Source organism: Pseudomonas sp. B37(2017) (genome assembly GCF_002112885.1).
In the GTDB taxonomy this organism is placed as follows: Bacteria; Pseudomonadota; Gammaproteobacteria; order Pseudomonadales; family Pseudomonadaceae; genus Aquipseudomonas; species Aquipseudomonas paraglycinae.
Genome location: NZ_NEIX01000010.1, coordinates 136,489 through 150,831 on the forward strand (window position 1 = coordinate 136,489; position 14,343 = coordinate 150,831).

Below are 14,343 nucleotides of genomic sequence, written 5' to 3' on the forward strand. Positions count from 1 at the left end.
TTGCACGTTCGTACACAGGAAGGAGTCTGCATGGCGAGTCCCGGATTGAAAACAGCGGTCATGCTGAGTCTGTTCGCTTTGTTGAGCGCGTGCGGCGAGAAAAAGGCCCCCGCCGAATACCTGCCCCGGGTCTTCGTGCAGGAGGTCAACCCCGCCAATTACGCCGCCGCCGTGACCCTCACCGGCGATGTTCAGGCCCGCGTGCAGACCGAACTGTCGTTCCGGGTCGGCGGCAAGATCATCCAGCGCATGGTCGATGTCGGTGACCGGGTCTCGGCCAAACAAGTGCTGGCCAAGCTCGATCCGAAGGATTTGCAGACCAACGTCGATTCCGCCCAGGCCCAGGTAGTGGCCGAGCAGGCGCGGGTCAAACAGAGCGCCGCGGCGTTCGTCCGCCAGCAGAAACTGTTGCCCAAGGGCTACACCAGCCAGAGCGAATACGATTCCGCGCAGGCCGCCTTGCGCAGTAGCCAGAGTGCCTTGAGCGCGGCCCAGGCGCAGTTGGCCAATGCCAAGGATCAACTGAGCTACACCTCGCTGATCGCCGATGCGCCGGGCGTCATCACCGAGCGTCAGGCCGAAGTCGGTCAGGTGGTTCAGGCCACGGCACCGATTTTCAGCCTGGCCCGTGACGGCGACCGTGACGCCGTGTTCAATGTTTACGAATCCCTGCTGGCCGAACGGCCGGCGGAGCGCTCGATTGTCGTCAGCCTGCTCGACAACCCCGCCATCAAGACCACCGGCACCGTGCGCGAAATCACCCCGGCGGTGTCCGCGCAGTCCGGCACGGTGCAGGTCAAGGTCAGCCTCGACAGCCTGCCGCAGGGGATGCAACTGGGCTCAGTGGTGAGCGCCACGGCCAAGGGCACCGGCAAGTCGGCGGTTGAATTGCCCTGGTCGGCGCTGACCAAGAACGTCAGCGATCCAGCCGTGTGGATGGTCGACGACAAAGGCGAAGCGCAGTTGCACAACGTCACCGTCAGCCGCTACCTGATCGGCAAGGTCATCATCAGCGAGGGCCTCAAGGGTGGGGAAAAAGTCATTGTTGCGGGTGGGCAGTTGCTGCATCCGGGCATGAAGGTCGAAATTGCCGAAAACACCTACAAGGATCTGCAACCGGGAGCACAGCCATGAAGCGTCTGGGGCTGTTATCCATTGGCGTGTTGCTGGCCGCCTGCTCGAAAAGCGAGCCACCGCCGGAGCCGGTACGGCCGGTGTTGTCGGTCAAGGTCGAAGCCATGAGCGAGGAAAACCTCGGGCGTTTCGCCGGCAGCATTCAGGCGCGCTATGAAAGCAACACCGGTTTTCGTGTCGGCGGGCGCATTGCCAGCCGCAACGTCGACGTCGGTACCGAGGTGCAGAAGGGCACGCTGCTCGCCACCCTCGATCCGTCCGATCAGCAAAACCAGCTGCGTTCGGCTCAGGGCGACCTGGCCAAAGTTCAGGCCCAACTGATCAACGCCCAGGCCAATGCCCGCCGTCAGCAAGCGCTGTTCGACCGGGGCGTGGGTGCGCAGGCGCAACTGGACATTGCCATGACGGACCTGAAAACCACCCAGGCCTCACTGGATCAGGCGCGCGCGGCGGTCAATCAAAGCAAGGATCAACTCGACTACACCGAGCTGCGCTCCGATCACAAAGCCGTGGTCACTGCGTGGAACGCCGAGGCCGGGCAAGTGGTGACGGCGGGCCAGCAAGTGGTGACCCTGGCGCAACCGGACATCAAGGAAGCGGTGATCGATCTGCCGGACACCCTGGTCGATGAGATCCCGTCCGACGTGGTGTTTCTGGTGGCCGGGCAACTCGATCCGAGCATCAACACCACGGCCACCCTGCGCGAGATCGAACCGCAGGCACAAAGTGCGACACGCACCCGACGCGCACGGCTGACCCTGGCCAATACGCCCGACGGCTTCCGCCTCGGCACGGCGATCAGCGTCACCCTCAGCTCGGCGATCAAGCCGCGTATCGAATTGCCCGTCACTGCGTTGCAGGAGGTCGATGGCAAACCGCGAATCTGGGTCATCGACACCCAGAGCAAAACCGTCAACCCGCGCGACGTCAGCGTGATCAGCCGCACCGACAGCAGCGTGGTGCTCGCAGGGGGCGTGAAGAACGGCGAGCGTGTGGTCAGCGCCGGCGTCAACAGTCTCAAACCCGGACAATCCGTGAAACTTGACGAGGACAGTCAATGAAAGGCTCTTTCAATCTCTCCGAATGGGCCCTCAAGCATCAGTCTTTCGTCTGGTATCTGATGTTCGTCGGATTGCTCATGGGGGTGTTCTCCTACTTCAATCTGGGGCGCGAGGAAGACCCGTCGTTCACCATCAAGACCATGGTGATCCAGACCAAATGGCCGGGCGCGACCCAAGAGGAAACCCTCAAGCAGGTCACCGACCGCATCGAGAAAAAACTCGAAGAGCTCGACTCCCTCGACTACGTGAAAAGCTACACGCGCCCCGGCGAATCGACGGTGTACGTGTATCTGCGCGACACCACCAGCGCCAAGGACATTCCGGAAATCTGGTATCAGGTGCGCAAGAAGATCGACGACATTCGCGGGCAGTTTCCGCAAGGCATTCAGGGGCCGGGATTCAACGACGAATTCGGTGATGTTTTCGGCTCGGTCTACGCCTTCACCGCCGACGGCCTGACCATGCGCCAGTTGCGCGATTACGTGGAACAGGCGCGGGCCGAGATCCGCAATGTGCCGGGGCTGGGCAAGATCGAAATGATCGGCCAGCAGGACGAAGTGATCTATCTGAACTTCTCCACTCGCAAACTCGCAGCGTTGGGCATCGATCAGCGCCAAGTGGTGCAGAGCCTGCAATCGCAGAACGCGGTGACCCCGGCCGGTGTCATCGAGGCGGGGCCCGAGCGGATTTCCGTGCGGACTTCGGGGCAGTTCGCTTCGGAGAAAGACCTGGCCGAGGTCAATCTCAAACTCAACGACCGTTTCTATCGTCTGGCGGACGTGGCCGACATCACCCGTGGTTACGTCGACCCGGCCACACCTGAGTTCCGTTTCGACGGCAAGCCGGCGATCGGTCTGGCGATTGCCATGCAGAAGGGCGGCAACGTCCAGGAGTTCGGCAAGGCCCTGCATAAGCGCATCGATGAACTGACCGCAGATCTGCCGGTTGGCGTGGGCGTACACACGGTGTCCGATCAGGCAGTGGTGGTGGAGGAAGCCGTTGGCGGCTTCACCAGTGCGTTGTTCGAAGCGGTGGTGATCGTGCTGGTGGTCAGCTTCATCAGCCTCGGCGTGCGCGCCGGGCTGGTGGTGGCGTGCTCGATCCCGCTGGTGCTGGCGATGGTGTTTGTGTTCATGGAATACAGCGGCATCACCATGCAGCGGATTTCCCTCGGCGCTCTGATCATCGCCCTCGGCCTGCTGGTGGACGACGCGATGATCACCGTGGAAATGATGGTCACGCGCCTGGAAATGGGCGAGAGCAAGGAGGAGGCGGCGACGTTCGCCTACACCTCGACCGCGTTCCCGATGCTCACCGGTACGCTGGTGACGGTCGCCGGTTTCGTCCCCATCGGTCTCAACGCCAGTTCTGCCGGCGAGTACACCTACACGCTGTTCGCGGTGATTGCCGTGGCGATGATCGTGTCCTGGATCGTGGCGGTGTTCTTCGCCCCGGTGATTGGCGTGCACATTCTCAGCACCAACGTGAAACCCCATGAAGCCGAACCGGGGCGTGTTGGTCGTGCATTCAATGGCGGTTTGCTGTGGTGCATGCGCAATCGCTGGTGGGCCATCGGCATCACTGTGCTGTTGTTTGTGCTGGCGGTGTTCTGCATGCGGTTTGTACAGAATCAGTTTTTCCCGTCCTCGGATCGACCGGAAATCCTGGTCGACCTCAACCTGCCGCAAAACGCTTCAATCGACGAGACCCGCAAGGCCGTCGACAAGCTCGAGGCCACGCTCAAGGGCGACGCGGACATCGTGCGCTGGAGCACCTACATCGGTCAGGGTGCGATCCGTTTCTACCTGCCACTCGACCAGCAATTGCAGAACCCGTACTACGCGCAACTGGTGATCGTCAGCAAAGACTTCGAAGCCCGCGAGGCCCTGAGTCAGCGTCTGCGCGAACGGCTGCACAAGGACTTCGTCGGCATCGGCAGTTACGTGCAGGCGCTGGAAATGGGCCCGCCGGTGGGGCGTCCGATCCAGTACCGGATCAGCGGCAAGGACATCGATCAGGTGCGCAAGCACGCCATCGACCTGGCAACTGAACTGGACAAGAACGAGCACATCGGCGAGATCATTTACGACTGGAACGAACCGGGCAAAGTCCTGCGTATCGACATCGCCCAGGACAAGGCGCGCCAGCTCGGGCTCTCGTCCGAAGACGTGGCGAACCTGATGAACAGCATTGTCAGTGGCGCGCCGCTGACCCAGGTCAACGACGACATCTACCTGATCAACGTGGTCGGTCGCGCGGTGAGTTCGGAACGCGGTACGCCGGAAACCCTGCAGAACCTGCAGATCGTCACACCCAACGGCACGTCGATTCCGCTGCTGGCCTTTGCCACGGTTCGTTATGAGCTGGAGCAACCGCTGGTGTGGCGTCGTGATCGCCTGCCGACCATCACCATCAAGGCGTCGGTGCGTGACGAGATTCAGCCGACCGATCTGGTGAAAATCCTCAAGCCGTCCATTGATGACTTTGCGGCCAAATTACCCGTGGGCTACAAGGTCGCCACCGGCGGTACGGTCGAGGAGAGTGGCAAGGCGCAGGGGCCGATTGCCAAGGTGTTGCCGCTGATGCTGTTCCTGATGGCGACCTTCCTGATGATCCAGTTGCACAGCGTGCAGAAGCTGTTTCTGGTGGCCAGTGTTGCGCCGCTGGGGCTGATCGGCGTGGTGCTGGCGCTGGTGCCGACCGGCACGCCAATGGGCTTCGTGGCGATCCTCGGGATTCTGGCGCTGATCGGCATCATCATCCGCAACTCGGTGATCCTCGTGACCCAGATCGACGAGTTCGAGCGCAAAGGTTATGCGCCGTGGGATGCGGTGGTGGAAGCCACCGAACACCGGCGTCGCCCGATCCTGCTGACCGCCGCCGCGGCGAGCATGGGCATGATCCCGATCGCCCGGGAAGTGTTCTGGGGGCCGATGGCCTACGCGATGATTGGCGGGATCGTGATTGCGACCTTGCTGACGCTGCTGTTCCTGCCGGCGCTGTACGTGGCCTGGTACAAGATTCGCGAGCCGAAGAAAGAGGCGCAGTAAGGCGAGCGCTTTGCGCTCATCGCCAACTACACGATTTTGCGCCAGACACTCGCCAGCCAGGGCTGCTGCTCACGCGGCAGCCCCGCCGGCCGGTAGTAATGTTCCAGCTCGACGAACCCGGCAGCGGTCAACAACCCGCGCCACGCTTCAAGATCGTGATACGAGCCATAACGCGGCCCGTTCCAGCCTTCACGGTTATCCCCACGCGGATTGGAGCTGAACAGCACGCCGCCCGGTTTCAATGTCCCGTGCAACTGCTTCAAGACCCGGGGCAACTCCTGCAACGGCACATGAAACAGCACCGCATTGGCGAAGATCCCGTCGAAGCGTTCTGCCGGCAGATCCAGCTTCAGAAAGTCCTGGCACCACACTTCACAGCCACTGTCTTCCCGCGCCATCTGCGCGAATTTTTCCGCGCCGTCGAGGCCGACGGCGACGTGTCCCATCCGGGTGAATGTCTGCAAGTCCCGACCCGGTCCGCAGCCGAAATCGAGAATGGAAAACGGCGCCTCAGCCTGGATGTGCCGCAGCAGGGCGTCGATGTTCTGGCTGACATCGTGATCGCGGGTGCCTTCACGAAAATCCTCGGCCACCGAGTTGTAATGGCCGAGGGTGGTGGCGGTGATCTGTTCGAGGTCGGTAGAGGTCTGCTTCATGGTCGTCATGGGCTGAAAGGAAGATCGGCAGACTATAAGCGCTTTCGCGGTTCAGAGGATCCAGATCCGGACAAAGCACAAAACGCCGGTTCAAGTGCAATACATATTTACCGCACCTGACCGTTCCCGATCGGTTGCAATAGCGCCCACGCGATAGACGACTAGCGCGATGTCTGCCCGATTTTTTCAGGGGGATTTACTCAACAAGGATTTTTTCATGGGCAATACTCGCAAAACCTCCACCGCGTCCTCCAGCCACTGCCTGGCAGACGCCATTGCACTGCGTAAAAGATCCGGTGCTGACTTTCCCGAGTACGAACCTGCGCACAAGAGTTTTCGGGACATGGATCAAACGGATGTGGAGGCCGTTCGCCAACCGGATATGCCAGACGCCGCAGTCATTGTTTCATCCTTGCCGACCGCCGAGGTCCTGTCGGGTCGTTTCGGGGACGGGGCGCTTGCGGACTATCGCCTGAAAGCGCCGGCCACCCTGCCTGCGCCTGATGCCCTGGGGTTGAGGGTTATCAAGGGACGCACGTTCGTCGATGTCGCCCCCGGCGAGATTGTCCAGGTTCGGCAAACCGCAGCGGGCGGTGAATATCGCGCGACCTTGATGTCCGAGTGGACGGCTTCGGGACCGGTCCTGTTCTTCGATCCGCACAGCAAGAAATGGTCGCCGGAACGGGCTCGGTCATCCGGCGACGCAGGCAATGTCATCGATATCGACATCGATGAGCTCATCCGCAATATCAGGAAAGATTCGGAAAAGCACAGTCGGGTTCACACCGGTATTGATGACGCGATCGAGCACGAGACTGCAAAGGAAGCCACGCTGATTGCACGGGGGCTGAAGCAGTTTCCACCGGAGCAGGCCGCATTGATTCGCACAGAGTTGCGAGTGGTCGAAAGCGTTTTCGCTGATGCCGTTCACGCCATTGGCTTGAAATACGACGGTGCCAGCGCGGTTTACGAAAGTTTTTTTGGCGCAGGGCACCAGGCCGTGGCGCAGCAGTTCTCTGACTCGGTGGCGCGAGGTCTTGCGCTTTCCAGGGAGTACCAAGGGATCTGGGGGGAGGAGAAATTCTTCGCAGTGGAAACTGAAAACAACAGTGCCGCATGGATGTACAAGAAGGATTTCCATGGCCGCTTCTTCCTCAACCGCAAGTACATGCAGCAAGAGATTCTAGGCATGTCCCTGGGCCATGAAATGCTGCACACCAACCGCATCGATCGCTTCAGGACCATCGGTCCCAACGCCGCGGATTTCTTCTATCTGGGTGACAGCCAGCGTGGCTTGCTGAGTCTGGAGCCGCTGACCGTCTACGACATTCCGGAGCGCAGTGTTTCCGAAGTGATCATGCGCGGTGGATTGACAGTCGAGTACGTGAACGCTTTTACGGACGATCACGACAACCTGCTGTTCGGGATCAGTGATTATCTGGGGATCGGCGACGATCTGGATCTTCAGACGGCGGTCGGCCTGTTCAATGCAAATCCGGCGCTGCGCGCGCATTTGGCCGCGAACAACGCCGACAGCATTGTTTACGCGGCAAAAAGCATGCAGGCGCTACATCGAAGCAAAACTGAATACGCGTGGCTCGACAGCCTGATCGATGATTGATGCCGGGGAGGGCAGCGCTCATCGATTGTTCTAGCGCTTGTTCAGCCCTCGCGCCAGGCGATCGCCGCCCAGTTGAATCAGCGCCACCAGCGCCACCAGCAGCACGATCACGGTCAGCATGATCTGGCTGTCGAAGCGCTGATAGCCGTAGCGATAGGCGATGTCGCCCAGGCCGCCGGCGCCAATCGCTCCGGCCATGGCCGAGGAGTTGATCATCGTCACCAGGGTGATGGTGAACCCGCCGACGATCCCCGGCAGCGCCTCGGGCAACAGCACATGCCAGACGATGTGCCAGCGCCGGCAGCCCATGGCTTGCGCGGCTTCGATCAGGCCGTAGTCGACTTCACGCAGGCTCACTTCGGCAATTCGCGCAAAGAACGGCGTGGCCGCAATGGTCAGCGGCACGACGGCTGCCCACACGCCGTAGGTGGTGCCGACGATCAGCCGGGTGAACGGAATCAGCGCGACCATCAGGATCAGAAACGGGATCGAGCGAAACAGGTTCACGAACGCACCCAGCGCGCGATTGAGCACCGGTGCTTCGTAGATCCCGCCCTTGTCGCTGGTGACCAGAATCACCGCCATCGGAATCCCCGCCAGCAGTGCGATCAGCGACGACACGCCGACCATCAGAAACGTGTCGATAAAACCCTGCAGCAAGCGATCAAACCACATAACCCAGCACCTCCGTGCGTTGTGCCCATTGCCCGGCGCGCTCACGCAATTGCTCGGCATTCAGCTGCGAACCCGCGACCGCCAGCAGCAGTTGCCCGAGCGCGTGGCCCTGAATCCGTTCCACGCCGCCCTGCAGCAATTTCACCCGGCCACCGAGCGCGGCGAACAGCGCGGCCAGATCCGGTTCGTCCTGCTGGCTGCCGGTGAACTGCAAGCGCAGCACCACGGCCGCATCGGACGATGAAGGTTGTGCCTGCAAACGGCTCTGCAATTCTTCGGGCAAGGCGTGTTGCAGCGGTGCGAGCAAGGTCTGGCTGACCTCGTGCTGCGGGTTGCCGAACACTTCCCAGACCGGGCCCTGCTCGACAATGCGGCCATGTTCCAGCACGACGACGCGGTCGCAGATTTCCCGGATCACCGCCATCTCGTGAGTGATCAGCACGATGGTCAGGCCCAGGCGTTTGTTGATCTCGCGCAGCAGGCCAAGGATCGACTGGGTGGTTTCGGGATCGAGGGCCGAAGTGGCTTCGTCGCAGAGCAGAATATCCGGGTCATGCACCAGCGCGCGGGCGATGCCGACGCGCTGTTTCTGCCCGCCGGAAAGCTGCGCCGGATACGCCTTGTGTTTGGCTTGCAGGCCCACCAGTTCCAGCAGTTCGCGAACCTTTTTCTCCCGCTGTTCTTTCGGGACACCGGCGACTTTCAGTGGCAGTTCGACGTTCTGCCACACCGTTTTCGCCGACATCAGATTGAAGTGCTGGAAGATCATGCCGATTCGCCGGCGCAGGGCAACGAGGCGATCCTCGTCGTACTCGCCGATGTCCACCTGATCGATCAGCACCCGGCCCGAGGTCGGTTGTTCGAGGCGGTTGATGGTGCGGATCAGCGACGACTTGCCGGCGCCGCTGCGGCCGATGATGCCGAACACTTCACCGCGCTGGATCGCCAGGTCGATGCCTTGCAGGGCGGCGACCGGACCTTGTTTGCCGACGTAGGTTTTGCCGAGCCCGACGAAGCGCACATGGGCGCGGTTCAGTTCTGGATGCAGTTCGGTGCGCTGTGCCAGCGCGGGTGGCTCTGGAAGATCCAGTCGCCGTTGAATGGCTGCCGTCATCCTCAGCTTTCCCAACCGGCCTGGTACAGCTTGCCGTGGGCCTTATCCAGTGCGGCGCGAACGGCCGGCGAATGCTGGTAGATGTCGACGAACTTGATCAGGCGCGGGTCGGTTTTGCTCTTCGGCTGGATCACGAACTGAATCACGTATTCCTTGTGGTCGAGGCCGTCGAACAGCAGCGCGGAGCCCGCATCGAACGTCTTCGCCAGACGGATGTAGGCCGGGTAGCCCTGGACCAGATCGGCGTCATCGTAGGCGCGCACCAGTTGCACGGCTTCGACTTGCAGGATCTTGATCTTCTTTGGGTTGGCGACGATATCGTCTTCGGTGGCCTTGTAGCCGACGCCCGGTTTGAGGGTGATCAGACCGGCCTTGGCCAGCAGTTGCAGACCGCGACCGCTGTTGATCGGGTCGTTGGCGATGGCGACGCTGGCGCCCTCAGGCAGCTCGTCGAAGCTTTTGTATTTCTTCGAGTACAGGCCGACGTTGTTGATGATGCCCGGGGCGAATGGCACCAGGTCGAAGCCGGAGGCGGCCTTGGCGTTTTCCAGGAACGGGATGTGCTGGAAGTAGTTCACGTCGATGTCACCGGCGGCGAGGCTGACGTTCGGCGCGATCCAGTCGGTGAATTCCACCAGCTCGACTTTCAGGCCTTGTTTGGAGGCCTCTTCGACGGCGGCTTCCAGCGGAATCGCGAAGGCGGCGGTGGTGCCGATTTTCAACGGCGCATCGGCGGCGAACACCGCCGAGCTGAACAGGCCGAAGGCCAGGGCCAGTGCTTTGACTGGGTGGGACAGGCGTTTCTTGGTCATGGTGGTTTTCCAGTCAGTGAATTTAGCCTGATCGCTCCCACGCTCCGCGTGGGAGCGCGCCTCAATGGACGCTCTGCGTCCGCTGTCGGGACGCAGAGCGTCCCAAGGCTGCATTCCCACGCAGAGCGTGGGAACGATCAGTGCCGGGGTTAGTGTCGGTAGTGGGCGCCGGTGTGTTGCTGCGGCAAATGCGCTTCGCCGTGAAACAGTTTTTCCCGCAGGCTGCCGGTGTCGTACGCGGTCTTGTACGAGCCGCGCCGTTGCAGTTCCGGAATCACCAGATCGATGAAATCCACATAGCTTTCCGGGGTGACGATGCGGGTCAGGTTGAAGCCGTCGAGGCCGGTTTCGGCGATCCACGATTCCAGTTCATCCGCCACTTGCTGCGGCGAGCCGACCACGGTGATGTAGCGTCCGCCGAGGGCGTGCTGGTCGAGCAACTTGCGCCGGGTCCAGTCGTTGTTCTGCAGGTTCTTGGTGGCGGACTGGATCGCGTTGCTCTTGACGTACTGGATCGGTTCGTCGATTTCGTACTGGGAAAAGTCGATCCCGGTGGACGCCGAAAAATGCGCCACGCCCGCTTCGGCGCTGGCGTAGCTCAGGTATTCGGCGTGCTTGGCCCAGGCCGCGTCTTCGGTCTCGCCGACGATCACGTTCAGGCCCATGAACACCTTGATGTCCTCGGGATTGCGACCCGCTTCGACGGCGCTGGCGCGGACCTTGTCCACCTGCACCTTGGTCGACGGCTTGTTCTGGCCGCTGATGAACACGCACTCGGCATGCCGCCCGGCGAACAGCAGACCGCGATCCGAACTGCCGGCCTGGAACAGCACCGGCGTGCGCTGCGGTGACGGTTCGCACAGGTGATAACCCTCGACCTGATAGAACTCGCCCTTGTGTTCGACCTTGTGTACCTTGTCCGGCTGCGCGTAGATCCGCTGCTGTGGATCGTTGAGCACCGCGCCGTTTTCCCAGCTGCCTTCCCAGAGTTTGTAGAGCACTTCGAGGTATTCGTCGGCCTGGTCGTAACGCCGGTCGTGCTCGACCTGTTCACTCAGGCCCATGGCCTTGGCGGCGCTGTCCAGATAACCGGTGACGATGTTCCAGCCCACCCGTCCACGGCTCAGATGATCGAGGGTCGACATGCGTCGGGCGAACAGATACGGCGGCTCGTAGGTGAGGTTGGCGGTCAGGCCGAATCCGAGGTTTTTGGTCACCGCGGACATCGCCGATACCAGCAGCAGCGGATCGTTGACCGGCAGCTGGATCGACTCTTTCAGGGTGACGTCCACCGAGTTCTGATAGACGTCGTACACGCCGACGATGTCAGCGATGAACAGCCCGTCGAACAGCCCGCGCTCCAGCAGTTGCGCCAGTTCGGTCCAGTACTCGATGGTCTTGTACCGGGTCGAGGTGTCGCGGGGATGCGTCCACAACCCGTGGTTGATGTGGCCGATGCAATTCATGTTGAACGCATTGAGCAGGATCTTTTTCTTGCTCATCAGATGGTCCCCCGCAGCGGAGGGTTTTCATCGTTGAGGTAGTAATTGCCCACCGCGTGATACTTCCAGCGCACCGGGTCGTGCAGGGTGTGCACCCGGGCGTTGCGCCAGTGGCGGTCGAGGCCGTGCTCGATCAGGGTGGCCTGGCTGCCGGCGAGTTCGAACAGGGTGCTGCCGGCGGCCAGGGAGATTTCGGTGCTGATCGCCCGTGCTTCGGCGACGGCAATCGAGGCCGCTGCAACCGTCTCGGCGTTGGTCTCGGCCTGGGCCGCGTCGAGGAATTCGCCGGCGCGTTCGAGCAGCGCTTCGGTGGCGTCCAGGCGAATGCTCAAGTGGCCGAAACTCTTGAGGGTCAGCGGGTCTTCGGTGGCCTTGTCGTTACCCGAATCGATCCATGGCCGGGTCTTGCTGCGCACGAAGTGCAGCGCATCTTCGTAAGCGGCGCGGGCGATGCCGGTGTCGATGGCGGCGTGAAGGATCTGCGCCAGCGGGCCGACCGGGGTCGGGCGTTCGAAGGCGCTCTGGAAAGGGATGACATCTTCGGCGGCGACGTACACGTCTTCGAACACCACCGAGCCGCTGCCGGTGGTGCGCTGGCCGAAGCCGCTCCAGTCGTCGATCACGGTCAGGCCTTTGCTGTCGCGCGGGACGAAGGCCAGTTGTTGCACGCCGTTTTCATCGACTACCGACGTTGGAATGCGTTGGGCGTAAATGGCGCCGGTTGCGTAGAACTTGCGACCGTTGATGCGATAACCGCTGCCGTCGCGTTTCAGGCTGGTAACACGGTCATGGGCAGTCTTGGTGCCCAGTTCTGCCAGGGCATTGCCGAAGCGCTGGCCGGCGAGAACTTCGGCGTACAGCCGTTGTTTCTGCTCGTGGCTGCCGTTCACCCGAAGCACTTCGAGGGCATAGAAATGGTTCTGTGGAATCTGCCCCAGCGAGCCATCGGCCCGGGCGATCAGGGCGATGACTTTGGCCAGGGTCACATTGGACACGCCAGCGCCGCCGTATTCCTTGGGCACGCTGATGCCCCACAGGCCGGAGCGGGAAAACACGTCGAGCTCCGGCAGCGGCAGGCGGCGTTCGCGATCGCGCAGGTTGCTGTCGCGCTGGAAGTCTTCGGCCAGGTCGCTGGCGACGATCAGGGCTTGCTCGTCGCTGGTGATGACCGCGACGGGATGGGAAAAAGTCATGTGTTTCTCCAGAGATCTGGTCAAAAGTGTTCTGGTCGTCAGATCCAGGAATGGCGAGCCGGCAACTTGCCGTTGAGGCGATAGGCGCCGACCGCGTGATACTTCCAGCGCACCGGGTCGTGCAGGGTGTGCACCCGGGCGTTGCGCCAGTGACGGTCGAGGTTGAATTCGGCGAGGGTGGCGCGGCTGCCGGCCAGTTCGAAAAGCTTTTCGCTGGCCAGCAGCGAGATCTCGGTGGTCAGCACCTTGGCTTCGGCCACGGCAATCGACGCGCGGGCGGCGGACTCGGCGGTCAGCGGTGCGGCATGCACCTGATCCAGCACTTGCCCGGCCTTGCGCAGCAGCGCTTCGGCAGCGTGCAGTTCGATTTTCAGTTTGCCGATGTCGGCGATCACGTAGAGATCGTCGCTGGCGCGTTCGACGTTGGCGTCGACCCACGGCCGGGCGCGGGTCTTGACGAATTCGATGGCGTCATCGATCGCGCCACGGGCGATGCCGGCGTCGATTGCAGCCTGAATCAGCTGCGACACCGCGCCTTGGGTATTGGGCTTTTCGTTGATTTTCCAGTTGTCCACCACGAGGCCGGCGTCGACCCGCACGTTGTTCAACAGGATCGTGCCGCTGGCGGTTGTACGCTGGCCGAAACCCGACCAGTCATCGACGATGCGCAATCCCGGCGTGCCGCGACGGACGAAAGCCAGGACTTGTTTGCCGTCATCATTGAGCGCCTTGACCGCGACCCAGTGGGCGAACAGGGCGCCGGTGGAATAGAACTTCTGGCCGTTGATCACGTAGTCATCGCCGTCGGCGGTGATGCGCGCTTTCAATTCCAGGGTGTCCTTGGTACCGCGTTCAGGCCCGGCGTTACCGATGCGCCAGCCTTCCAGAACGCTCTGCAACAGCAGTTTTTTCTGCTGTTCGGTGGCGCTGCCGAGGATCAGGTTGATGATGCCGAACTGGTTCTGCGGGATCTGCCCCAGTGCCGGGTCGGCCGCGGAAATGATCGCGAACACCTCGGCCAGGGTGACGAAGGAAACCTGCGGCCCGCCGTACTCGCGCGGAATCGCGATGCTGCCGAGGCCGCTGCGGGTGAACTGTTCGATTTCCGACCACGGCAGCTTGCGCTGACGATCACGTTTGGCGGCCTGCACGCGGGCGACTTGCGCCAGCTCATGGGCGGCCTTGATGGCTTGAGCGTCGTTGCGCAGCACTTGTGCGGGCAACAACAACGGGGCGATGTCCAGGTCACTCTGGACGTTTGCGTCTGCCAGACTGGACATCAGTGCCGCTCCTTGGCTGCACGCAATGCCCTGGCGATCTGCACTGGGGTGATTGTGTTCCGGACCATGTTACCTACCTCACATCTCATGAAAAACGCCGCAAAAGTGCGGCGAACGAAAGAATGTCCGGTGGTCCGGTTCATATACCCTAAGCGCGTATAAAATTTAAATAAACTAACTTTTAGGAATATGTATAGAAGGGGGCGTGGTCCGTCTGGTTAAGCGTGCGGTGGCGAAGGAATTCG

General features: G+C 61.7%; 11 protein-coding genes. 4 read left to right on the forward strand and 7 right to left on the reverse strand.

Annotated features, from left to right (window positions below; genetic code table 11):
* The first annotated feature begins 30 nt into the window (after positions 1-30).
* The 3 genes from CAF90_RS22855 to CAF90_RS22865 are packed head-to-tail and all read left to right on the forward strand — an operon-like array spanning position 31 to position 5,245.
* Positions 31-1,134 carry an efflux RND transporter periplasmic adaptor subunit gene (locus tag CAF90_RS22855; protein ID WP_085608591.1) on the forward strand — a complete coding sequence of 368 codons (1,104 nt, stop codon included), beginning with the start codon at positions 31-33 and terminating at the stop codon, positions 1,132-1,134.
* Entirely contained in the window at positions 1,131-2,195 is a 1,065-nt protein-coding gene (locus CAF90_RS22860; protein ID WP_085608592.1) for an efflux RND transporter periplasmic adaptor subunit, read from the forward strand. The genes CAF90_RS22855 and CAF90_RS22860 overlap by 4 nt, the downstream gene beginning before the upstream one ends.
* Positions 2,192-5,245 carry an efflux RND transporter permease subunit gene (locus CAF90_RS22865; protein WP_085608593.1) on the forward strand — a complete coding sequence of 1,018 codons (3,054 nt, stop codon included), beginning with the start codon at positions 2,192-2,194 and terminating at the stop codon, positions 5,243-5,245. The genes CAF90_RS22860 and CAF90_RS22865 overlap by 4 nt, the downstream gene beginning before the upstream one ends.
* Positions 5,246-5,271: 26 nt before the next feature.
* Here CAF90_RS22865 and CAF90_RS22870 read toward each other — a convergent pair whose 3' ends face one another.
* The gene (locus tag CAF90_RS22870) at positions 5,272-5,901 is read right to left on the reverse strand and encodes a bifunctional 2-polyprenyl-6-hydroxyphenol methylase/3-demethylubiquinol 3-O-methyltransferase UbiG (RefSeq protein WP_085608594.1); all 630 of its coding nucleotides are present in this window, start codon (positions 5,899-5,901) and stop codon (positions 5,272-5,274) included.
* Positions 5,902-6,118: 217 nt separating this feature from the next.
* On the opposite strand from CAF90_RS22870, the gene CAF90_RS22875 reads away from it, so the two are divergent.
* The gene (locus CAF90_RS22875; protein WP_085608595.1) at positions 6,119-7,522 is read left to right on the forward strand and encodes a hypothetical protein; all 1,404 of its coding nucleotides are present in this window, start codon (positions 6,119-6,121) and stop codon (positions 7,520-7,522) included.
* Between the two features lie 30 nt (positions 7,523-7,552).
* Here CAF90_RS22875 and CAF90_RS22880 read toward each other — a convergent pair whose 3' ends face one another.
* The 6 genes from CAF90_RS22880 to CAF90_RS22905 form a co-directional block, all read right to left on the reverse strand.
* Positions 7,553-8,197: a methionine ABC transporter permease gene (locus CAF90_RS22880; RefSeq protein WP_007952752.1), complete on the reverse strand. Its 645-nt coding sequence runs from the start codon at positions 8,195-8,197 to the stop codon at positions 7,553-7,555.
* Positions 8,187-9,311: a methionine ABC transporter ATP-binding protein gene (locus CAF90_RS22885; RefSeq protein ID WP_085608596.1), complete on the reverse strand. Its 1,125-nt coding sequence runs from the start codon at positions 9,309-9,311 to the stop codon at positions 8,187-8,189. The genes CAF90_RS22880 and CAF90_RS22885 overlap by 11 nt, the downstream gene beginning before the upstream one ends.
* Positions 9,312-9,313: 2 nt before the next feature.
* Entirely contained in the window at positions 9,314-10,123 is an 810-nt protein-coding gene (locus CAF90_RS22890; protein WP_085608597.1) for a MetQ/NlpA family ABC transporter substrate-binding protein, read from the reverse strand.
* A gap of 149 nt (positions 10,124-10,272) precedes the next feature.
* Positions 10,273-11,625, reverse strand: coding sequence for an LLM class flavin-dependent oxidoreductase (locus tag CAF90_RS22895; RefSeq protein WP_085608598.1), 1,353 nt, complete (start codon positions 11,623-11,625; stop codon positions 10,273-10,275).
* Entirely contained in the window at positions 11,625-12,818 is a 1,194-nt protein-coding gene (locus CAF90_RS22900) for an SfnB family sulfur acquisition oxidoreductase (RefSeq protein WP_085608599.1), read from the reverse strand. Before CAF90_RS22900 ends, CAF90_RS22895 begins: the two co-directional genes overlap by 1 nt.
* Positions 12,819-12,856: 38 nt before the next feature.
* A complete protein-coding gene (locus tag CAF90_RS22905; protein ID WP_085608600.1) occupies positions 12,857-14,098 on the reverse strand; it encodes an SfnB family sulfur acquisition oxidoreductase in 1,242 nt (413 codons plus the stop codon).
* Positions 14,099-14,343: the final 245 nt, after the last annotated feature.

Coding starts and splice junctions, on each gene's coding strand:
- CAF90_RS22865 (WP_085608593.1), top strand. CDS start 2,192: ATGAAAGGCTCTTTCAATCTCTCCGAATGGGCCCTCAAGCATCAGTCT.
- CAF90_RS22905 (WP_085608600.1), bottom strand. CDS start 14,098: ATGTCCAGTCTGGCAGACGCAAACGTCCAGAGTGACCTGGACATCGCC.
- CAF90_RS22900 (WP_085608599.1), bottom strand. CDS start 12,818: ATGACTTTTTCCCATCCCGTCGCGGTCATCACCAGCGACGAGCAAGCC.
- CAF90_RS22875 (WP_085608595.1), top strand. CDS start 6,119: ATGGGCAATACTCGCAAAACCTCCACCGCGTCCTCCAGCCACTGCCTG.
- CAF90_RS22890 (WP_085608597.1), bottom strand. CDS start 10,123: ATGACCAAGAAACGCCTGTCCCACCCAGTCAAAGCACTGGCCCTGGCC.
- CAF90_RS22880 (WP_007952752.1), bottom strand. CDS start 8,197: ATGTGGTTTGATCGCTTGCTGCAGGGTTTTATCGACACGTTTCTGATG.
- CAF90_RS22855 (WP_085608591.1), top strand. CDS start 31: ATGGCGAGTCCCGGATTGAAAACAGCGGTCATGCTGAGTCTGTTCGCT.
- CAF90_RS22885 (WP_085608596.1), bottom strand. CDS start 9,311: ATGACGGCAGCCATTCAACGGCGACTGGATCTTCCAGAGCCACCCGCG.
- CAF90_RS22860 (WP_085608592.1), top strand. CDS start 1,131: ATGAAGCGTCTGGGGCTGTTATCCATTGGCGTGTTGCTGGCCGCCTGC.
- CAF90_RS22895 (WP_085608598.1), bottom strand. CDS start 11,625: ATGAGCAAGAAAAAGATCCTGCTCAATGCGTTCAACATGAATTGCATC.
- CAF90_RS22870 (WP_085608594.1), bottom strand. CDS start 5,901: ATGAAGCAGACCTCTACCGACCTCGAACAGATCACCGCCACCACCCTC.